Origin of the sequence: Microbacterium plantarum (genome assembly GCF_035231185.1) — a bacterium.
GTDB lineage: Bacteria > Actinomycetota > Actinomycetes > Actinomycetales > Microbacteriaceae > Microbacterium > Microbacterium plantarum.
Window position 1 is genome coordinate 2,646,049 of sequence record NZ_CP141117.1, and the last position, 20,734, is coordinate 2,666,782.

Annotated in this window: 20 protein-coding genes and 1 tRNA gene; 9 read left to right on the plus strand and 12 right to left on the minus strand. The window is 70.0% G+C overall.

The genetic code is table 11. The annotated features are described in order from the left end of the window. Positions 1-12 precede the first annotated feature (12 nt). The 5 genes from ligD to VC184_RS12850 all read right to left on the minus strand — a co-directional run bounded on the left by ligD (position 13) and on the right by VC184_RS12850 (position 6,765). Entirely contained in the window at positions 13-1,044 is a 1,032-nt protein-coding gene (gene ligD / locus VC184_RS12830; RefSeq protein WP_323986484.1) for a non-homologous end-joining DNA ligase, read from the minus strand. 186 nt (positions 1,045-1,230) lie between these two features. Further along, entirely contained in the window at positions 1,231-2,313 is a 1,083-nt protein-coding gene (locus tag VC184_RS12835) for an SseB family protein (RefSeq protein ID WP_323986485.1), read from the minus strand. A 45-nt stretch (positions 2,314-2,358) separates the two neighbouring features. Continuing rightward, positions 2,359-4,827, minus strand: a complete 2,469-nt coding sequence (locus tag VC184_RS12840) for an ATP-dependent helicase (RefSeq protein WP_274178988.1) — start codon at positions 4,825-4,827, stop codon at positions 2,359-2,361. A 44-nt stretch (positions 4,828-4,871) separates the two neighbouring features. Then, positions 4,872-5,555, minus strand: a complete 684-nt coding sequence (locus tag VC184_RS12845; protein ID WP_274178989.1) for a LuxR C-terminal-related transcriptional regulator — start codon at positions 5,553-5,555, stop codon at positions 4,872-4,874. Beyond that, entirely contained in the window at positions 5,524-6,765 is a 1,242-nt protein-coding gene (locus tag VC184_RS12850; protein ID WP_323986486.1) for an ATP-binding protein, read from the minus strand. The genes VC184_RS12845 and VC184_RS12850 overlap by 32 nt, the downstream gene beginning before the upstream one ends. 114 nt (positions 6,766-6,879) lie before the next feature. On the opposite strand from VC184_RS12850, the gene VC184_RS12855 reads away from it, so the two are divergent. The 3 genes from VC184_RS12855 to VC184_RS12865 all read left to right on the plus strand — a co-directional run bounded on the left by VC184_RS12855 (position 6,880) and on the right by VC184_RS12865 (position 8,820). After that, positions 6,880-8,340, plus strand: a complete 1,461-nt coding sequence (locus VC184_RS12855) for a PspC domain-containing protein (protein WP_323986487.1) — start codon at positions 6,880-6,882, stop codon at positions 8,338-8,340. After that, the gene (locus VC184_RS12860; protein ID WP_323986488.1) at positions 8,337-8,681 is read left to right on the plus strand and encodes a hypothetical protein; all 345 of its coding nucleotides are present in this window, start codon (positions 8,337-8,339) and stop codon (positions 8,679-8,681) included. The genes VC184_RS12855 and VC184_RS12860 overlap by 4 nt, the downstream gene beginning before the upstream one ends. A gap of 63 nt (positions 8,682-8,744) precedes the next feature. Then, positions 8,745-8,820 (plus strand) — tRNA-Met (locus VC184_RS12865). A gap of 8 nt (positions 8,821-8,828) precedes the next feature. On the opposite strand, the gene VC184_RS12870 is transcribed toward VC184_RS12865, so the two are convergent. From VC184_RS12870 to VC184_RS12880, 3 genes are all read right to left on the minus strand, one after another. Next, positions 8,829-9,134: a biopolymer transporter Tol gene (locus tag VC184_RS12870; protein WP_323986489.1), complete on the minus strand. Its 306-nt coding sequence runs from the start codon at positions 9,132-9,134 to the stop codon at positions 8,829-8,831. 43 nt (positions 9,135-9,177) lie between these two features. Beyond that, positions 9,178-10,284: a fatty acid desaturase family protein gene (locus VC184_RS12875; protein WP_269268047.1), complete on the minus strand. Its 1,107-nt coding sequence runs from the start codon at positions 10,282-10,284 to the stop codon at positions 9,178-9,180. A gap of 163 nt (positions 10,285-10,447) precedes the next feature. Next, on the minus strand, positions 10,448-10,783 hold the full coding sequence (locus VC184_RS12880; protein WP_269267985.1) for a DUF7882 family protein: 336 nt from the start codon (positions 10,781-10,783) through the stop codon (positions 10,448-10,450). A gap of 134 nt (positions 10,784-10,917) precedes the next feature. Here VC184_RS12880 and VC184_RS12885 point away from each other — a divergent pair, with 134 nt between their 5' ends. From VC184_RS12885 to VC184_RS12895, 3 genes are all read left to right on the plus strand, one after another. Beyond that, complete coding sequence (locus VC184_RS12885) at positions 10,918-11,127, plus strand: hypothetical protein (RefSeq protein ID WP_274178994.1); 210 nt, start codon at positions 10,918-10,920, stop codon at positions 11,125-11,127. A gap of 187 nt (positions 11,128-11,314) precedes the next feature. Then, a complete protein-coding gene (locus VC184_RS12890) occupies positions 11,315-11,641 on the plus strand; it encodes a DUF7882 family protein (protein ID WP_112617498.1) in 327 nt (108 codons plus the stop codon). A 19-nt stretch (positions 11,642-11,660) separates the two neighbouring features. Next, on the plus strand, positions 11,661-12,578 hold the full coding sequence (locus VC184_RS12895; RefSeq protein WP_274178995.1) for a helix-turn-helix domain-containing protein: 918 nt from the start codon (positions 11,661-11,663) through the stop codon (positions 12,576-12,578). A 10-nt stretch (positions 12,579-12,588) separates the two neighbouring features. On the opposite strand, the gene VC184_RS12900 is transcribed toward VC184_RS12895, so the two are convergent. Genes VC184_RS12900 through VC184_RS12915 form a run of 4 tightly spaced genes read right to left on the minus strand, consistent with a single transcriptional unit; the run spans position 12,589 to position 16,891 of the window. After that, positions 12,589-13,773 carry a sensor histidine kinase gene (locus VC184_RS12900; protein WP_274178996.1) on the minus strand — a complete coding sequence of 395 codons (1,185 nt, stop codon included), beginning with the start codon at positions 13,771-13,773 and terminating at the stop codon, positions 12,589-12,591. 7 nt (positions 13,774-13,780) lie between these two features. Continuing rightward, complete coding sequence (locus VC184_RS12905) at positions 13,781-14,872, minus strand: ABC transporter permease (protein ID WP_112617501.1); 1,092 nt, start codon at positions 14,870-14,872, stop codon at positions 13,781-13,783. Then, positions 14,869-15,846 (minus strand): ABC transporter ATP-binding protein, encoded by a 978-nt coding sequence (locus VC184_RS12910; RefSeq protein WP_323986490.1) that lies wholly within the window; start codon positions 15,844-15,846, stop codon positions 14,869-14,871. The genes VC184_RS12905 and VC184_RS12910 overlap by 4 nt, the downstream gene beginning before the upstream one ends. Positions 15,847-15,892: 46 nt before the next feature. Next, positions 15,893-16,891 carry a glycerophosphodiester phosphodiesterase family protein gene (locus VC184_RS12915; RefSeq protein WP_323986491.1) on the minus strand — a complete coding sequence of 333 codons (999 nt, stop codon included), beginning with the start codon at positions 16,889-16,891 and terminating at the stop codon, positions 15,893-15,895. Between the two features lie 158 nt (positions 16,892-17,049). Between VC184_RS12915 and VC184_RS12920 the strand changes: the two genes are divergently transcribed. From VC184_RS12920 to VC184_RS12930, 3 genes are all read left to right on the plus strand, one after another. Further along, positions 17,050-17,946, plus strand: a complete 897-nt coding sequence (locus VC184_RS12920) for a Bax inhibitor-1/YccA family protein (RefSeq protein WP_282502596.1) — start codon at positions 17,050-17,052, stop codon at positions 17,944-17,946. An 88-nt stretch (positions 17,947-18,034) separates the two neighbouring features. Next, complete coding sequence (locus VC184_RS12925) at positions 18,035-19,264, plus strand: ROK family transcriptional regulator (RefSeq protein WP_323986492.1); 1,230 nt, start codon at positions 18,035-18,037, stop codon at positions 19,262-19,264. 107 nt (positions 19,265-19,371) lie between these two features. Next, positions 19,372-20,733 (plus strand): extracellular solute-binding protein, encoded by a 1,362-nt coding sequence (locus VC184_RS12930; RefSeq protein ID WP_323986493.1) that lies wholly within the window; start codon positions 19,372-19,374, stop codon positions 20,731-20,733. Position 20,734 lies beyond the last annotated feature (1 nt).

The following is a 20,734-nucleotide window of genomic DNA, read 5'->3' on the forward strand; positions in this document are numbered from 1 at the left end:
GCGCGATCCCGGCTAGTCGGCGCCGGGCTGTCGAGCACGGCTCGGCTGCACGCGCGGCGGCTCTCCCGGCATCTTGGGGAACTCCGGCGGGAAGGGCAGCTCGCCGAGACCGGCGTCGAGGTCGCGCTGCCACCACTCCAGCAGGGTGTCGATGCGGCCGGGGCAGGCCTGCAGCTCGGCCCAGGGATCGCCGATGTCCGCCAGCCGCTGCGGCACGGTGCGGACCGTGAACGAGGACGGTTCGACTCCGGCCTCGAGCTCCTCCCAGGTGATCGGGGTCGCCACCGTCGCCGCCGGCAGCGCCCGTGCGCTGTAGGCGCCCGCCATCGTGCGGTCGCGGTTCGCCTGGTTGAAGTCGACGAAGACGCGCTCGCCTCGCTCCTCCTTCCACCAGTTGGTGGTCACCCGGTCGGTCATCCGGCGTTCGAGCTCGCGCCCGGCGGCGATGACCGCGTGCCGCACATCGAGGAACTCGTGCGTCGGCTCGATCGGACAGAAGACGTGCAGGCCGCGATTGCCGCTCGTTTTGAGGAACGCCGTCAGGCCGGCCTCGGCGAGGACTTCACGCAGAGCCGGCGCGACGGATGCGGCATCCGCGAAGTCCGTGCCCGGCTGCGGGTCGAGGTCGATCCGCAGCTCGACCGGGTTGTCCGTGTCGGCGGCGAGCGAGGCCCACGGATGGAAGACGACCGTGTTCATCTGCACCGCCCACACGACGGCGGCGGTCTCGTTCAGCACGACCTGCGGATGCCGCCGCCCACTGTTGTAGGTGCACACGACCTGATCGACGTAGCCCGGGGCGCCTTTCGGCGGATTCTTCGAGAAGAATCGCTCGCCGTCGATCGAGTCGGGGAAGCGCTCGAGCGAGACGGGCCGATGGCCGTTGGCCCGCAGGAACGGCTCGGAGACGGCGATCGCATACTCGGCGTACTCGTGCTTGGTGATGCCGAGCTCGGGCCACAGCACGCGATTGGGGCTCGAGAGGCCGACCTCACGGTCGCCCTCGGGGCCGGGCACGGTCAGGGTGATGCGCTCGCTCGCCATGGCCCGACCCTAGGGCGTCGGGAACGGATGACGTAGCCCCTGGACAATCCCGTCGGCGGAATGCTCGGCGACGGAGCGAGCGGATTGATACACCTGCCGGACCGGCGGTGCTGGTAAGCCCTCGCACGCGGCGTGTGGGCTCACCGGCACCGGCGGCCCGACGGATGTATCAGCGCGAGGACGTCGTCAGGACGCCGGCGGCTCGGGGGCCGGCTCAGCCGGTGCGGCAGGAGCGGGCTCGGGGTCGGGCTCGTCGGCCCGCGCGAGGACGGGACCGAGGTCGGCACGGTCGACATGGATCCAAGGCCCACCCGGGTCGACGATGACGCCGTTGAGCGCGGGGTTGGACTGGAGGGCACGCGCCAGCTGGGGCGCGGTCACCGGCACGGGACGGTCGCCGCGCTGCAGCACCAGCACCTCGAGCGGGTGCGAGTAGACCTCGAGGCGCCGCTCGCCCGATACGGTGCGCGACTCGGCGAGACCGAGCTGGCCGCTGTCGCCCGCGGGCCCGGCGGCCACCCACAACGGCGCCTGCGCGAGAGCCTCGCCGACCGCGGCCGCCGTCTCGGCGCTGCGGGGTCCGGCGAGCAGGTTCTTGATCGTGAAGGCGGGATCGCCCTCTTCGAACGCCTTCGTGATGAGCTGCACGGGCAGGACGATGCGCGATCCGGCGACCGCGTGATCGATGATGAGGCCCTCGTACGGACCCTCGATCGCGTTGCGGAACACGTTCGCGACGGGAAGTCCCAGCGCCGAGGTGTCGCGGTCGCCGTCGGCTTCGACGCTCGCCCGCAGCGATGCGCCGCCGGTGAAGGCGAGGAGGAAGCGGGCGCCGTCGATCTGCGAGACCGCGAGCGTGATCGGCTTGCCTTCGGCCGTCAGGGCCCGCGCGTCTCCGCGCACGCGAACGTACATCGTGCCCTGCATGCTCTGACGCATGACGTTCATAACGTCGACGTTGCCGGGCTTCTCCGGCAGCGACGCCAGGGCCGCCTGCACGAGGGTGTTGTCGGGCATTCCCGTCACCGTCTCGGTGCGGGCAGGGGCCTCAGCCGGCGGTCGCGTGACCGTCCGCTCGGGCTGCGCCGGGGCTGCGGCCTGAGCGGGAGCACCGAAAGTCGACACCGAGATGCCCACGTGGGGCACCACCTCGGCAGGTGTCTCGGCGTCGGGGGTGACGGCGGAGTCGCCGTCGACATCGGCAGCGACCTCGTCGGCGTTCGCGGGCTGGCTCGTGGTGTCTCGCGCGGAGCGCTTGAAGATCGCCATGTCCCCGAGCCTAACCCGCGCCCCCGCGCCGCGCGGGGGGTTGCGTCACAGCTTGACGATCGGTGCGATCTTGATGAGCAGCTTCTTCGGGCCGGCCGAATCGAAGCGGACGTGCGCGACGCGCTTCGCCCCCTCGCCCGTGACCGCGTCGACCCGACCCTCGCCGAAGTCGTCGTGCCTGATGCGGTCGCCGGGGCCGAGCTCGAGGTCGCCGTTGTCACGGACCTTGGCCGGGATGCGGTTGGCGAACTTCGCGATATCGCCGCTCTTCTCCTTGCGCGGAAGCGGCACGAGGTCGTCGCCGTATCGCTTGCCCGATCCGCCAAAGCCGCCGCCGGATCCGCCGGAACGCCGACCATTGAGGGCTCGTGACTGCATGCCCCCGCGCGAGTTGACGTCACCGGGCGACTGCCGCCAGTCGATCAGGTCGTGCGGGATCTCCTGCAGGAACCGGCTCGGCATCGCGGCGGACACCTCGCCGAACTGCGCACGCGTCATGGCGAGCGAGAGATGCAGGCGCTTGCGGGCACGGGTGAGCGCGACGTAGAAGAGCCGCCGCTCTTCCTGCGGGCCGCCGGGCTCGTTCGCCGAGATGCGGTGCGGGATGAGGTCCTCTTCCACGCCCGTGACGAACACGGCGTCGTACTCGAGACCCTTCGCCGTGTGCATGGTCATGAGCGACACCGTGCCGGATGCGTCGTCGAGGTCGTCGGCATCGGCGACGAGGGCGACCTCGGTGAGGAAGTCGAGGATGGTTCCCTCGGGGTTGTTACGGGCGAACTCGCGAGTCACCGCGATGAGCTCGTCGAGGTTCTCGAGGCGCGCTTCGTCTTGCGGGTCGCGGCTCGCCCGGAGGGCGTCCATGTACCCCGACTTGTTCAGCAGCACCGTCAGGCCCTCGGTCACGGACGTCGGCGGGGCGATCTCGCCCGAGCTCGGCAGCATGATCTCCGATGCCTCGGCGAGAACGGCATCGAGCTGCGCGATCGCGGCCTGGATCTTCGGACCCACGCCGAGCGCCGAGGCGTTGGCGAGCGCATCGCGGAAGGTGATCTGGTGGTCGGCCGCGTACCGGGCGATGGACGTCTCGGTGACGTCGCCGATGCCGCGGCGCGGGCGGTTCAGGATGCGGCGCACCGCGAGCTCGTCGGCGGGGTTCGCCACCGCGACGACGTAGGCCAGCGCATCCTTGATCTCGGCACGGTCGTAGAACTTCGTGCCGCCCATGATCTTGTACGGGATCGCCGCGCGGATGAAGATCTCCTCCAGCGCTCGCGACTGCGAGTTCGTGCGATAGAAGACCGCCATCTGCGAGTAAGGCACCGACGAGCGGTGCAGCGCTTCGATCTCGTCGGCGACGAACTGCGCCTCGTCGTGCTGCGAGTAGCCGGTGAAGCCGACGATCGCGTCGCCCGCGCCGACATCCGTCCAGAGCTTCTTGTCTTTCCGGTCGAAGTTATGGGAGATGACGGCGTTCGCGGCAGAGAGGATGTTCTGCGTCGAGCGGTAGTTCTGTTCGAGCAGCACGACCTTCGCGCCGGGATAGTCGCGCTCGAACTCGGTGATGTTGCGGATGTCGGCGCCGCGGAACGCGTAGATGGACTGGTCGGAGTCGCCGACGACGGTCAGCGACGCAGCCTCGACCTCAGGGGCCGACTCGGGCTCGAAGATCATCATGCCGCCCGACGAGAACGCGTCGCCGCCCTGCCCCTGGACGGGGCGCGTGAGCTCGTGGATCAGCGCGTACTGGGCGTGGTTGGTGTCCTGGTACTCGTCGACGAGGATGTGCCGGAACCGCTTGCGGTACACATCGGCCACATGCGGGAACGCCCGGAACAGGTAGACCGTCTGGGCGATGAGGTCGTCGAAGTCGAAGGCGTTGGCCCGCTGCAGGGCGGACTGGTAGGCGCCGAAGAGCTCGACGAAGACGCGCTCGGCGGGATCGGACATGTTCGCCTGGCGCGCGTACGAGTCGGCGTCGGCGAGCTCGTTCTTGAGCTTCGAGATGCGGCTCTGGACAGCCGCCGGCGTGAGTCCGAAGGCGTCGGCCTCGTGCTCTTTCACGAGACGCTTGATGAGCGCGCGCGAATCGCCCGAGTCGTAGATCGTGAAGTTCTTGGTGAAGCCGAACTGCTGCGCCTCGCGCCGGAGGATCCGCACGCACGCCGAGTGGAACGTCGAGATCCACATGCCCTGTGCGCTGTCGCCGATCAGCTGCTGCACGCGCTCGCGCATCTCGCCGGCGGCCTTGTTGGTGAAGGTGATGGCGAGGATCTGGCTCGGCCACGCCTCGCGGCCTCGGAGCAGCGACGCGATGCGATGTGTGAGCACCCGGGTCTTGCCCGAGCCGGCGCCCGCGACGATCAGCAGCGCCGGACCGCGATAGGTCACCGCCTCGCGCTGGGGCGGGTTGAGTCCCTCGAGGAGGTCGGCGTCGGGACGCTCGCCCGAGGAGGCGCCGGGGCGCACGGATGCGGCGGACCCGACGATGACGGGCTTGATGGGCTCTGGCATGACCACTCGATTCTACGTTCGGCCACCGACACCCGCCCGGTGACTCAGAGCAGGCGTCGGGCCGTCGCCCAGGCGGTCAGCTCGTGCCGCGACGACAGCTGCAGTTTGCGCAGCACCGCCGAGACGTGCGTCTCGACCGTCTTCACGGAGATGAACAGGTCGGCCGCGACCTCCTTGTATGCGTAGCCGCGGGCGATGAGCCGCATGACCTCCTGCTCGCGCGAAGACAGTCGGTCGAGCTCCTCCACCGCCGTCGCCGTCTCACCGGCCACGGCCCCGAACGCGTCGAGGACGAATCCCGCGAGGCGCGGCGAGAAGACGGCGTCGCCGCCCGCCACCGCAGCGACGGCGCGGCTCACCTCGTCGCCCGATGAGCCCTTGGTGATGTATCCGCGTGCGCCGGCGCGGATGACCCGCACCACGTCGTCGGCGGCATCCGAGACGCTCAGCGCGAGGAACCGCGCCGGTGTCGGGGCGGCCCGGGCGATCACCTCCGCTCCCCCGGCACGGTCCTCGCCCGCTCCGCCGGGCAGGTGCACGTCCAGCAGCACGACGTCGGGCTCCGTTCGCGCGATGACCTCGACGGCGGATTCGACGTCCGCGGCCTCCCCGACGACGGCGATCCCCGTGCCCAGATCAGCCCGGAGCCCCGACCGGAAGATGGAGTGGTCGTCGACGATGACGACGCGCAGCGCGTCAGCCACGTGCGTCCCCGGGGCCGCCGACATGGAGGTGGACCTCGGTGCCGCCCGAGGCCGCCGTGCGGACCGATGCCGATCCCCCGGCGCGCCGCATCCGGCCGATGACCGACTCCCGGACGCCCAGCCGGTCATCCGGGATCGCGGTCACGTCGAACCCGGGCCCTCGGTCGCGCACATAGACGTCGACCCCGTGGGCTCCACCTTCGATGTAGACCGAGACGTCGCCGCCGGCGTGCCGGGCGGCGTTGAGCATCGCCTCGCGCGCCGCCGCCGCCAGTTCACCGCTGGCCTGCTCGGCCGACAGCCCGGCGGAGACCACGTCGATCCGCACCGGATAATCGAGCTCGAGCGCGGCGGCGTAGTCGCGCAGGTCGCTGACGAGGTCGCTGTCGGGGTGCGCCTCGCCGTCGAAGAGCCAGGCGCGAAGCTCGCGCTCCTGTGCCCGAGCGATGCGCGCGGCCTCGCTCGAGGCGCCCGCCGTGTTCTGGATGAGCGCGAGAGTCTGCAGCACCGAATCGTGCAGATGCGCTGCCATCGCGCTTCGCTGCTCCTCGCGGATGCGCCGGACGCGTTCCCCCGACAGGTCGCGCCACCGACCGGCGAGGAATGCCCCGCCGAGCGCGAGCACCCCCGCGACGGGAAGGGCCAGGTCAGGAAGCGCCACGAGACCGTCGGAGTCGACGCGCGGCAGCATCGCGAGGAGCACCACGATCAGGATGCCGGCCGCGACCGTCCGAACGGTGACGGTATGCCGGCCCCCGCGATCGATGTCTCGGCGATCGACGAGCTCGGCCCAACACCCCGCGGTCGTCGCGAGGACGGTCACGAACGCGACGACCGCCAGAAGAGTGGGCGAGAAGGATCGCGACATCCAGGCATCACGGGCCTCGATGGCGAGGACCGCGAACAGGATCGGCAGCGCGGCGGTCGCGGCTGCGGCGAGGATCCAGGCGACCGGCGCCTGCCGGGTCGGCGCCGCAGGCCCGGGTCGGCGGGGCACGAGGGCCCAGAACCAGAGGTACAGGAGCGGACCGGCTCCCGCGACGAGCGTCAGGACGACGAACAGCGCACGGATGCTGCCCACCCCGACGCCGAGGTGCTGGGCGAGCCCCGCGCTGACGCCCGAGACCACGCTGTCGCGAGCGCGATCGAGCGGCGGTCGCGTGCCCGGGCCGATGACCGGTCGCGGAGGCGGAGGTCCCGGGTGCGCGGCGGGAGTCGCGAGAGCGGAGGACATGGCCACATCCAATCACTCCGGCCGCGGCGGCACACCAGCGCCGGCGTAGGATCAGGGAAGCCTCAGGGCGATCCCCCATATCGTCCGCTGCCGCGCACCGCGGAGGATCGGATCATGACTTCCGCACCGCCTCTCGCCGCCCCACCGCGACCCGATCCCGCGTCACCGACGGAGGGCCGGTTCTTCCGCTGGGTCGACGCCCTCGGCGCCGCCCGCCGAGACGGGTGGATCGGCGGCGTGTGTGCGGGAGTGGCCGCGCGCTGGGGTGTCGACCCGGTCATCGTGCGCGGGCTCGCCGTCGTCGCGACCGTGATCGGTCTCCCCGCCATCGTCGCCTACGCCACCGCCTGGGCGATCCTGCCCGACGCCTCGGGGCGGTCGCACGCCGCCGACCTCGAGCGCGGCCGGTTCTCGTACGCCCAGGGTGCGATCCTCGCCGTCGCGATCATCGGGGTCGTGCAGATCCTCGGTCTCCTGATCACTCTCGCCGGCCTCGCGACGAATTCGAGCGCTGCAGCGGTCACGGCTGTCCTCGGGGCACTCGCTCTCATGGGCGGGGTGGTGGTGGCGGCCGGCGTGATCGCGCTGCTGGTCCGAGCAGCGCGTCGGGCTTCCGCAGCGTCCGAGACGGCGCCGGCTGCATCCGCCGACCGCTCTGTCGGGGATGCCGGCGCGGGGGGAGCGGAGCGCGAGCCTGCGCCCACCCCGCCCGCGCCTCTGAACAACGACGCCGACCCGACCGACCTGACGGCCTGGCGCGCTCAGCACGCGGCTTGGAAAGAGCGCGATCGAGCGTGGCGACGGGAACAGGATGACGCCGATCGCGCGGCTCGCTCCGCCGCGCGGGAAGAGCGTCGCGCGTCGGCGGCCGCTTTCGCGCGCGAGGCGGCAGAACGCCGGCGCATCCGGCGGTCGGAACGGCCGCGCACCAGCGTCGCGTTCGTCGCGGTGACCGCCGGTGCTGCCGTCGTCACGGGCACGATCGCCGCGCTCAGTGCGTCGGGTGATTTGCAGACGGCGCTCGGGCTGTTCGCCGCGGCCGCCGTCACGGCTCTCGCCATGATCGTCGCCGGAGCCATCCGCCGCCGCAGCGGCTTCCTCGCCTTCGCAACCGCATGCCTGCTCATGGGCGGGGGCGTCGCGGTCGCTGTCTCCGTCGTCGAGGAACTGCACATCGGCGTCTACGGGATCTCGAACGTCTCATCCGAGGCCCGGACGGAGACCTATCGGCAGACGTTCGGCGAACTCCGCGTCGCGCTCGTCGACGCGTCCGATGCGGCGCCGCTGACCATCGAGAAGGGGTCAGGCTCGACCTACGTGACGGTCGCACCCGGTGTCGAAGTGACGCTGCACGCATCTGTCGGCGACGAAGCGTCACTCATCCTCTCGGAGGGCGACGAATGGACCGTACTCACTGACGGCCCCGACGCGCGAGATCTCAGCGCGAACCGGACCGCGGTCGACACGACGATCCCCTCTCGAGGGGAGACGACGACGCGTCAGTCGCTCACCCTCGACCAGGAGAGCGGCTACATCGAGATCCGCATCCTCGACCCGAAGGAGACCAACCGATGACCGACCTGACCTCCACCGAAGACACAGCGTTCCCCTCGCCTCCTCCTCGTCCCCGCGTGCGGTGGGCCGGCATCGTGTGGGGTCTCGCCTTCGCGACGCTCGCCGTCGCGGGCGTCGTGCTCACCCGGTCACCCGACGCCTACGGCGGACTGCTCGAGTGGGTGGCGGCGATCTCGATTCCGACGCTCGTCGCCACGGGCCTGTTGACCGTGGGCGCCGCGGTCCTCGTCACGGGAATCGTCGGCATGCTCAGGCACGCTCAGCGCTCGCTGGCGCCCCGCCACGCTGCCGCGCCCAGCACGGACCACGTCACCGAGACGCCGGAGCGTCACACGACGTAGCACGGCGTCTCCGGCCTTCACACCCCTGGCGACCCGGCGGACGCCCACGTAGCGTGAAGGCATCGCGGCGATCCGGGTGGTCCCGGGCATCGGCTCATAACCGATCGCGTTGCGGGTTCGACTCCCGCCGTCGCGTCCATTCGGGTCTCAGCCCTCATCGAGCGCATCGGGCCGCTGCAGCGCGTCCCGCGCCCGCGCGAGGCGATCGCCCTCGGGCTCGTCCCACCAGTACGGTCCGCGCTCTCCCAGGCCATGCTTGGCCAGGCCCACGCGCTCGCGTGCTGCGGCGACCGCCTCGTCGTCTCCGCGGCGCTTCGCGGCTTTCACCGCCGATCGGCCGCGTCCGAGGTGGGACTTCAGCGCAGCGACGAGATCATCGGACAGCGAGGGGTCGGTGCGCCGCCAGCGTCTCCCGTCGATGACGAGCCAGCGTTCGGAATCGACTTCGGCCACGGACTCAGTATGAGCCGTGGCCGACGTCGAGGGATGCTGCGCCTCAGGCGCGACGGAACTCCGCGCGCATGGGACAGTCGAACGGGTCGCGGGCGGCGAGTCCGACGCGGTTGAGGTAGTCGATGACGATGGCGTAGGAGCGCCAGAGTGTGGTCTCGGTGTACGGCACGTTCAGGGCGTCGCACTGGTCCTTCACGATCTCGCGAGCGCGGGCGAGTGCCGGCCGCGGCATGTTCGGGAAGAGGTGGTGCTCGATCTGGTAGTTGAGGCCGCCCATCAGCCACGTCGCCCACCAACCGCCGCCGATGTTGCGCGAGGTGCGCACCTGCTTGCTGAAGAAGTCGAGCTTCGCGTCGGGCGCGATGATCGCCATGCCCTTGTGGTTCGGCGCGAAGGAGGCGCCCATGTACAGCCCGAAGACGGCGACCTGCACGCCGAAGAAGGCGAAGGCCATACCGATCGGCAGGAAGATGAAGATCGGAGCGACGAAGACCGCGAACCGCGCGATGATCAGCGTGATCTCGACCGCACGCTTCTTCACCGGGCCTCGGCTGAAGAGGTGGCGCATCGACAGCGCGTGGAGGTTCAGGCCTTCGAGCAGCAGCAGCGGGAAGAAGAACCAGCCCTGGCGCTGCGTGATGAATCGGCGGATGCCGCGCGCAGTGGCCGCGTCCTCTTCGATGAACGAGATCGTGTCGATCTCGATGTCGGGATCCTTGCCCACCTTGTTCGGGTTCGAGTGGTGCCGGGCGTGCTTGGACGTCCACCACGACAGGCTCATGCCGACGACGCCGACGGCGAGGAAGCGGGCCAGGCGGTCGTTCGCGGGGCCGGAGGCGAGAACCTGCCGGTGGTCGGCCTCGTGTGCGAGGAAAGCCACCTGGGTGAAGACGATGCCGAGGGCTGCCGCGATGAGCAGCTGGAACCAGCTGTCGCCGAGCAGGACGAATCCGGTCACGCAGCCGCCGATCGCGAGGATCAGGGCGAGGCCGACGAGGCCGTAGAACCAGGGCGTGCGCCGCAGCAGACCCGATTCCCGAACGACGCGGGAGACATCGGTGAAGGCCTTGGCCATCGGCGGGAAATCGGCGGTTCCGGCGTAAGTGGTGCGGATGGGGCCGAGACGCGACTCGACGACGGATGAAGCGATGAGAGCACCTGCTGACTCGTTCGTGACCGGGAAGGTCGGGAGCAGAAGGCGGATGCCGACGGCTGTGGCTCACACTACGGAGCGCTGGATCGCCGGAGCGGTATATGCCCCGGTCTCACCGGCGATGCACGGCGGTCGCACAGGCGGGACGCTCGGCGCCCCGCTACTCCGCGCCGTCGAGGAATGCGCCGTTACGGGGCGATTCCGGCGGCTCGGGAACGACGTACAGGCCCGTCGGCGAGTTCGCCGTGTACGTCAGCGCCTCGAGCCATGCGCGATTCAGCGACGGCGTCCGGCTGCCGTAGTACTTGAAGACGAGGCCGCAGCCCGGGTGCAGCCATACCGTCGTGCGGCCGTCGCCGATGCTCACGTCGTCCTTCCAGGTGAGCGTGAAGGCTTCGCCCCGGCGGAGCTTCGTCGTGATCACGGCCTGGAGGTGCGCGAGCGTCCGATCCTCGAAATCTGCGCGGATCTGGTTCTCGTAGATGAATCTGCCCATCGCACTTCCTTCCCGTGCTCGACCTGACAATAGTGATCAGCGCGGTCCTGCCGCATCCCCTTGTGATTCCTCAGCTGATCGGTAGTCTCGCCTGACACGGCGGACTCGACGCCGGTGGAGCGAAGGGCGAAAGCGTGTCGAAGAGAGTCGATGTGTTCTATGGCGGTCGCCCGTACAGCATCGGCGGTCGCGACATCGAAGACGTCCGCGCCGAGATCGCGGCGGCACTCGCGCTCGGTCACGGCTGGCTGACCGTGAACGATGGCGAAGGCGTGGCGCAGACCACCGATCTGCTCATCACCTCCGGGGTGGACGTCACACTCGCCGCCATCCCCGGTGATTAACGTGTTACGTAATCGTCCGTAAAAGTCAACCCCCTCCCGCTCCCTGACAACTGCCTGAAATCTGCGGTGGCACAGCACGGCTGTGCGCGTCGCGGACAGAGCGCGCGCGGAACGGACTCTTCCGCGCGGCGTCGTGACCCGATCGCGGAAGCTGATGATCGCGCCGAATGGCGCGCGAGGAGGAATATTGGGCAGGTTTGTTTACGACGGCAACAATCGCGTCGAGATCGAGGACCGCACGCTCGCACACCTCCAGATGACCATCGGTGCGAAGCTTCGTCGCGGTGAGGCGTTCTTCTTCACTTGGAAGGACGACGTCAGCGTCGGCAAGGGGCGGACGACCGTCTGGATGCACGCCGGAGCCTCTCTCGTCTTCACGTTCCACGGCAGCCGGACCCCCGCGATCAACCGTGCCTGGCTCGAGGCGCTGATGTACACGGCCAACTCCCCCAGCGGACTTTACGTCGTCCCCGAACCGGCAGAGTCCGCATCCGACAAGCTCGTTGTTGAATAGCGAGCCCGTTCGGCGGGGGTTGCAGACCGACGACCCCGGTCGGGCACAGGAATCGGTCAGCTCGCTGTACGAGACGCCGGTGGCGCTCGCGGTCGACGGGTCCGCGCCATTCCGATACGAGATGGCGGCGCTCGCCCACCCGGCCGCAGCCGCCGCCGCTGTGCGGTTCACGGGGACGATGCGCACCACGACGCGAGCTTTTCCGCGTCTCATCGTGGCGCACGCGGCGCATGGCAGCCACCGGTGGCAGGTCGGAGGCGAGTCCGGCGACGGCCGGACCCCCTTCATCGTGCCGCCGGACACCGAGTTCACCGCCGAGTTCGGTCAGCTGCACCTGCGCACGTTCAGCGTCACCACGGAGACGCTCGACCACGTGCTGCGCGGCATGATCGGCGACGACCCTCACCATCTGCAGTTCTCCGGACTGAACCGCCGGGCTGAGAATCCACGGCTCGTCGCCGAGACCCTGCGCTTTCTCGAGGCGACCATGCTGGCCGACGAGAAGGTCGCCGCCTCGCCTCTCATGCGCACTCAGCTCATGCACCAGGCAGTCGCATCGCTCGTGACGGCGTTCCCCGTCATCGACCCCGAAGAGGGGGAACGCCGACGCCCGACCGCGCGAGCCGTGCGCCGCGCTGTGGCGTTCATGGAGGAGAACGTCAGCAACCCCATCAGCATCAGCGACATCGCGGTGGCCTCCGGAACATCGGTCCGCGCACTCCAGAGCGCCTTCCACAAGGCGTTCGAGATCCCGCCGAGCACCTACCTTCGCCGCCTGCGCATCGAGGGCGCCCACCGCGAGCTCCGCGCTGCGCCTCCCGGGTCGACGACCGTGCGGGATGTCGCTCTGCGCTGGGGGTTCGCGCACACGGGACGCTTCGCGCAGCTCTACGCCGCGATGTACGGCGAGCACCCCTCGCACACGCTGCGCCGCTGAGGCGCGCGACTCAGGCGGCGGTCGCCGCGGGGTCCGGCAGGAGGATCCAGACGCGGGTGCCGCCGAGCGGTGAGTCGTCGAGACCGATGCGCCCACCGTGCGCCTGGATCACCCGTCGACAGGTAGACAGGCCGATGCCGAGGCCCTCGGCCTCGGAGTCCCCCCGCTCCATCAGCGCGAAGACGCGTTCGCGGTCCGCCGGGGGCACCCCGGGACCGTTGTCGTCGACGGTGATGCGCCAGCCGCCGTGCACCGTGTGCGCCTCGACACGCACCTGCGGGACCTTTCCCGCAGCCGCGGTGAACTTCACCGCGTTCGCCACGACATTCTGGAGCACCGCGCGCAGGAGCGTGGGATCACCGGCGGGCTCGACCTCGATGTCCTGACGGATGTCGGCGCCGGAGGCCGAGATGGACGCGTCGAGATCCTCGACGACGGCGTGCATCACGGCACCGAGATCGACGCGCGCCCGTTGGGGGCTCGCACCGCCGATGCGGGCGTAGGCGAGGATGTCGGAGATCATGGCGTTCATGCGGTCGGCCGCCGACTCCGCACGGGCGAGCACGCGCGCCGCCTCGGGCGCGTTGTCCATGTCGGGGCTGTCGATCGCGAGCTCGAGGAAGCCGGTGAGGGCCGTCAGCGGATTGCGGAGGTCGTGACTGATCTGCCCCGCGAAACGCGAGAGCTGATCGTTCGACTCGCTCAAAGCGCGGCTGATCCGGCGCAGCTCGAGCAGGTCGACCACCTGATGAGCCAGCAGATCGAGCGCCTCGCGAGCCGATTCGTCGAGGTCGCCCACGGAGTCGTTGAAGACGCAGAGGGTGCCGATGGCGACGCCCGCCGGCGTGACGAGCGGACTCGATGCGTAGAAGCGCACGTGGGCGATCTCACCGGTGACGAAGGGGTTGTGTGCGAACCGCTCGTCGAGCCGCGCGTCGGGCACGATGACCCGACCGGGACGCGCGATGACGGCGGCGCACATCGAGTCTTCGCGTGAGCAGACCGCGGGTTCGAAACCGACCGCGGCGATCTGATGCTGCGAGCGGTCGTCGATGATGTTGATGACGGCCGTGTCGACGCCGCAAACGGTGGCTGCGAGACGGACGATCCCCTGCAGGTCGGGCGCGGGGGCCTCGCCGATCACGTGATAGGCGTCGATCGCCTCGCGGCGGGTGATGTCGAGTTCGGTGACCATGGCACTCTTACGCTATCCGCGTTCCGGGCGGCAGGGCTCGGGCCGGGGTCCTCGTCCGCGACCACGCTCCCGCCACGAGCAGACCCGCGACCACGATCTGCCCGGCCAGTCCGACGAACCAGCTCGGCGCCGTTCGTTCTCGGATCTCCGCCGCGGTCGGCACGGCGCCGTCTGCGGCTGGCCGGCACTCGTCGTACCCCGTCTCGAGATCAGGTGCGACCTGTGCCTGCCGGACACCGGATGCGATCTGACCGAACAGGTCGACGGGGTAGCCGAACCGGTCGTACTCGGCAGGCGTCGCGTCGGCGAGGATGACGAAGGGGTTGGCCGCGAGCACCCACCACACACGATCGAACCGCGGCACGGTGTAGGTCGATGTCTCCGGCTCGCCGCAGACCATGCGAGCGGGATCGTTCCAGCAGTCGTCCGCCCCGTCGATGCACTGCGGCGACCCGTCGGCGTTGTACTGCGCCGGCCGGTAGGTCGCGGTCGCCTCGCTCGAGAACGCCGTCGCGCCGAGGCCGAAGGCGATGAGCGTTCCGAAGACGAGCGCAGAGACGACGAGGTAGGTCGCGGCGACCGAGAAGAGAGGCCGGGCGATGAGGCCGCTCAGCCCGACGCCGATCGCAGCGATGATGCCGATCTCGATCACGAGGACGACCAGCGACACCACGACGACGACGGGGTCCACTCCCCCGGCCAGGGTCGCGATGACGAGGAACGGGGCGGCCACCGCGGCGAACGCGAGACCCGTGACCCATGCCGCGAGCACTTTGCCGAGCAGGATCTCGGAGGTTCGCGCGAGCGTCACCTGGACCGGTGCGAGGGTCGCGGCATCCCGGTCGCCGTTGACGGAGTTGCCGCTGAGTGTGGGCGAGACGAGGACGACGAGCAGCAACGTGATGATGACGATCGTCGAGTAGATGCCGGCGCCGCGCTGCTCGCCCTCCGCGATGCCCCCGCCGAAGGCCAGGAACGACAGCGCGGTGACACCGATCAGCAGCACGGCGAAGATGCCGAGCAGGACGTACCACGACACCGTTCGCACCCGCTGGAGCAGCTCGAGCCGAGCGACCGTCCACAGCCGGGCGACGCTCATGACGCCTCCTTCCCCTCGGTGCCCAGATCCCGGCCGGCGCCGAGATCCCGGCCGGTGCCGAGATCGAGGAAGGTGTGCTCGAGCATCCCGGTCGCGGCCGAGAACTCGGCGACCGCAATGCCCGCGCTCAGCAGCGCCCGCAGACCGGCGGCAGCCTCGATCTCGGACGAGAACGGGATCAGGACATCGCGGCGGTCTGTCGGCACGCGCGCGACGTCGAGTCCGAGGGCCGTCGCGATCGGGAGCACGGCAGCCTGCGCATCGAGATCGGCGACGCGGACGCGCCAGGTGCGGGTGCGGCGAGCCGCCGCCGCGACCCGGTCGGGACTCACGGTCGCGCCATCGAGCAGGAACACCGCGTCGTCGACGACCTCCTCGAGCTCGGAGAGGATGTGGCTGGAGATCAGCACGGTCTTCCCTGCAGCGGCGAACGCGCGCAGGAGTCCGCGCAGGTCCACCCGCGCCTGGGGGTCGAGGCCCGAGGCAGGCTCGTCGAGGAGGAGGACGGACGGGTCGTGCACGAGAGCTCGGGCGAGACCGAGGCGCTGCTTCTGCCCGCGCGAGAGCACACGGGCGGGCGACTCGGCGAGATCGACCAGACCGACCTGATCGAGAAGCTCCCGCGCGCGGCGGGCCGCTGCGGCTCTGTCGAGGTCGTAGAGCCGGGCGGTCATCTCCAGCGTCTCCCGCACGGTGAGCGAGCCCCACGCGCCCAGCGCGTCGGGCATCCATCCGAGCCGCGCGCGGGCTTGGGCGGGATCGGTCACCGGGTCGACGCCGGCGATCCGGATGCTGCCCGCGTCCGGCTGCAGAAGCGACGCGAGCATCAGGAGCAGCGTCGTCTTACCGGCGCCGTTGGGGCCGACGAGTCCGGTCACCGCTCCCGCGCGAGCGTCGAGATCCACTCCGCGAACGGCTTCGACGCGCCCGAACGATCGACGGACATCGCGGACGGTGATCCCGGCGGTGAGCATGTCCGACACCCTAGGGGACGGCGGAGACGTGATCGAGAGGCGGCAGTCAGCGCCCGAACACGTCGACGCCGAGATCCGGGTGGTCGACGAAGACGCCGTCGACGCCGGATGCCACGAGCTCGGCCCACTCGCCCGCGTAGTCTCCCCAGGCGGACCGACCGCCACCGCGTCGGTGCCGCCGGACGAGGAAGGCGTTCTCGGGACGCGCCGTCCACGTGAAGACGGCCAGCTCGCGCTCGTGCGCTGCGGCAACGAGCACCCGACCGCCGTCCGTGCCCCGCGCGGGGTCGAGGATCATCCGCTTGTCCAGGCTCACACCGGCGACCCGCCCGCGGAGGTCGTCGAGCCCCGCGGGCGACGACCACTCCCGGTAGCTGCGTGCCCCCGCGCCCTCAGTCGCGACCGAGTCGTACGGCTCACCGTCGGCCTCGAGGAGGAAGATCCGCGCGCCCCGGACGCCGGCGTCTGCCAGGCGGTCGAGGATCGTGAGCTCGAACGACTCGATCCACAGCGGCAGGTCGCCGTCGGTCCAGCCAGCCGCGTCGAGCTCTGCCGCGATGAGCTCGGACACGTCGAAGCCGGCGGCCTCCAGGAAGGTGGCGTGCTTGATCTCGAGCACGACGCCGGGCCGCCGCCCGGAGGTCTTCGCGGCATCCGTCACGAGGTCGAGGAGATCGCGCAGCCGCAGCATCGGCTCCGCGCCGTCATGACGAGCACTGTCGGGCCGCAGCGCCGGGAGCCGCTCGCGGCAGCGCAGCCGTGACAGCTCGTCCCAGGTGAAGTCCTCCGCGAACCAGCCGGTGAGCGACGCGCCGTCGACGGTCTTCGTGGTGCGGCGCGAAGCGAACTCGGGATGGTCGGCAACGTCGGTGGTCGAGCCGATCTCGTTCTCATGCCGGATCACGGCGACCCCGTCCCGACTGAAGACCACGTCCGGCTCGACGGCATCGACCCCGCTCTCGAGCGCGAGGTGATAGGAGGAGCGGGTGTGCTCGGGACGATACCCGGGCGCACCGCGGTGGCCGATCACGAGCGGGCGGGACACGACCCCAGCGTACGGGCCGATGACGCGTGATTTCGCTCAGGGCGATCGGCTTCATGGCCTGCTCACAGCGCCGCGCATATCCGGGAGGAACCGGTTCCCGTAGGCTGGGTATACACGGCATCCAGCTGTGTCGACCCTCGACTTGGAGTGTGAGAGCAGTGGCCCTCAATAACCCCGCATTCGACAATCCCGCGTTCAAGGAGCAGCGGCCGGGTCTGACGCCGCCCGCCGCCCCCGGCATGCAGACCGCCTCGGCGCAGCACGCCGGCGTGAACGCCGCTACGCAGGCCCACCTCGAAGGCATGTACGCGGCACCCGCCGCCGGTGCCCGCGAGACCTCCCGCATGACGGTCGAAGACACCGTCGTCAAGACGCTCGGGCTCTTCGCGATCCTGCTGGCCACGGCGGTCGTCGGTTGGGTCTGGACGCTCTCGCCGGTGACGCGCGACAACCCCGCCCCCACGATGATGCCCTGGATCATCGGTGCGCTCGGCGGCTTCGTCCTGGCGATGGTCGTCACCTTCACCTCGCGCAAGAAGGTCCGGCCCGGCCTGATCTTCGGGTATGCCGCGTTCGAGGGCCTCTTCGTCGGCGGTATCTCCGCCTACCTCGAGTTCATCTTCCCGGGCATCGTCATGCAGGCGACCCTCGCGACCCTCGCGGTCGTCGGCGTGACCCTTGCCCTCTTCGCCAGCGGCAAGGTCCGCGCGTCGGCCAAGGCGACGAAGATCTTCATGATCGCGATGCTCGGCTACCTCGTCTTCTCGCTGCTGAACGTCGGCCTGATGCTCTTCGGGGTAATCCCGGGCGGCATGATGTTCGGCCTCCACAGCATGAAGATCGCCGGCATCCCGCTCGGCCTCATCATCGGTGTGCTCGTGGTCATCATGGCGGCGTACTCGCTCGTGCTCGACTTCGACAACATCCAGCGGGGCGTCCGCAACGGCGCACCCCGTCAGTACGGCTGGGTCGGCGCATTCGGCATCATGGTGACGGTCGTCTGGCTGTACGTCGAGATCCTCCGCATCATCGCGATCCTGCGCGGCAACAACTGACGCTCCCCCGCGATCCCCGAAGGCCCGTCCGGTTCGCCGGGCGGGCCTTCGTCATGCGCGTGCGCAGTATGGTTCGACGGGAGGAACCATGAGACGCGGCTCGAACCTGCCGGCCGTCGGCACGTACAACCAGACGCTCGTGCTCGACCTGATCCGGCGCTCCCCCGACGGCATCAGCCGCATCGAGCTCGCCGCCCGCACGGGGCTGTCCGCCCAGACGCTCAGCAACGTCGCCCGCCGTCTCGTCGCCGAGGGCTGGGTGCGCGAGGGAACCCCGATCGTCACCGGCCCCGGCAAGCCCCGGACCCCGCTCCAGCTCGACCCGACGGCCCGGTGCGCCGTCGGCATCCATCTCGATCCGGCAGTCGAGACGGTCGTCGTGGTCGACCTTCTGGGCAAGGTCGTCGCTCAGACCGAGCGCACCCCGCGACCCGACGCGACCCGCGAGCAGATCCTCGACGACCTCGTCGGCACCGTCGAGTCGCTGCTCGCGGAGGGCGGCCGTTCCCGGGCATCCGTGCTCGGCATCGGCGTCGCCGCTCCTGGCCCCCTCGACGCGGACGCGGGGGTCCTGTTCGAGCCGCCGCTCCTGCCGCCGGTCTGGCACGACCTCGCCCTCGGGCCGTTGCTGCGCGAGGCGACGGGACTGCCGACCACGGTCGAGAAGGATGTCGTCGCGGCGATGGTCGGCGAGCTCTGGCGGGATGCCGCGCAAGAGCTGCAGGACTCCATCTTCGTTTACTACGGAGCGGGCGTCGGCGCGGGCCTCGCCGTCGACGGCGCACCGATCCGGGGCCGCACGGGAAACGCCGGAGACGTCGCCCACCTCGTCGTCGAACCGGGCGGGCCGGCATGCGGATGCGGTCAGCGCGGATGCCTCGGCGCCGCCATCGCCCCCGAACGGCTGCTCGTCGACGGAGGCGTGATCGACGGCAGTGTGCCCGTGGCCGCACCCGCGCTCCGGGAACGCCTCCGCGAGCTCGCCGCCCGGGCGCGCGCCGGCGACGAGCGCGCCGCGTCGGCGGTGCGGCGAGCCGGGTCGAGCCTCGCCCGCGCCGTCGTGCAGATCAACAACCTCCTCGACGCGGATGTCGTCGTGGTCGGGGGGCCGCTGTGGAAGCTCCTCTCGACGACGGCCGGGCCCGCCCTCTCCGACGCCGTGGCGGCGAGCACCGAGACCGCCACGGTGCGCGGCATCCGCGTGCTCGAAAGCGGACTGGCCACGGATGCCGCCGCCGTGGGCGCCGCGTGCCTCGTGCTCGATGCCGCGATGACCGCCCGCCCGACCGACCTCATGATTGCGGGCGCCCCGGACTGAACCCACCGGGAAACGTCGAGGCAAAGCCTTGTTCTTTTATTCCATTTGTTTTATAAAAGACGTGCGCACGCACCAGCGCCCCTCGTCAAAGCAAAGGAGCTTCGACCATGAAGAGCCCCATCACGACCGTGGCCGTCGTCGGCATCGCAGCGTTCTCGCTCGCTCTCACGAGCTGCGGCAGCGGCGGCGGGGGCGGAGACGAAGCGTCGTCCGACACGATCCGCGTCGCCTATCAGAAGACGACGTCGTTCACCGCGATGGACGAGCTCATGAAGAAGACGAAGGAGGAGTACGAGGCCGCGCACGAGGGGATGACGGTCGAGCTCGTGCCGATCGAGGCGGAGCAGGACCAGTACTTCACCAAGCTCGCCCTCATGAACGGGTCGGCGGGGACGGCGCCCGATGTGATCTACGAGGACACCTTCCAGATCCGATCGGATGCCGCCGCCGGATACCTGCAGCCGATCGACGACTATCTCGCCGACTGGGACCAGTGGGAGCAGTACGACGACGGCGCCAAGCAGGCCGGGCTCGGCGACGACGGCAAGACGTACGGCGTCTCGCTCGGCACCGACACCCGGGGCCTCTACTTCAACAAGCAGCTGTTCGCGGCGGCGGGGCTTCCCGAGGACTGGGCGCCGGAGAGCTGGGACGACGTGCTCGAGGCTGCGCGCACCATCAAGGAGAGCAACCCCGACGTCATCCCGTTCAACATCTACGCGTCGCAGGCCCTGGGCGAGGCGACGTCGATGCAGGGCTTCGAGATGCTGCTCTACGGCACCGAGGATGAGCTCCTCGACACCGACACGAACAAGTGGGTCACCGGCTCGGCGGGGTTCCTCGACGCACTCGAGTTCTATCAGACGGTCGCGGAGGAGAAGCTCGGCCCCGACCCCGCGCTGGCTCTCGACGCCGGCTGGGGAACCAAAGTCAGCACGGAGCTCCTCCCCCAGGGCGGGATCGCCATCGCGCTCGACGGTTCGTGGCTGCCGAGCAACTGGATCGACGGCGAGAACGCCTGGCCGGAGTGGGAGCAGACGATGGGCTTCGCCGCGATGCCGACGCAGGACGGCGGCGGTGACGGCTTCACCTCGATGTCGGGCGGCTGGACGCTCGCGATGGGCGCCAACGCGAAGAACCCGCAGGCTGCCTTCGACTTCATCGCCCAGGCGCTGACGTTCGAGAACGCGCTGATGTACCACCAGGAGGCCGGACAGATCGCCGTGCGCAAGGACGTCGCCGCCAGCCAGGAGTACCTCGACTACAACCCGTCGTTCGAGTTCTTCTCATCGCTCGTGCCGTACACCCACTTCCGGCCGGCGACGCCCGACTACTCGCAGATCTCGGCGAACATCCCGCGCGCGACGGAGTCGATCTTCACCGGTCAGGCGACCCCGCAGGATGCACAGGCCGCGTACGACTCCGCTCTCGTCGGCATCGTCGGCGAGGAGAACACGCAGGCGGGCTGAT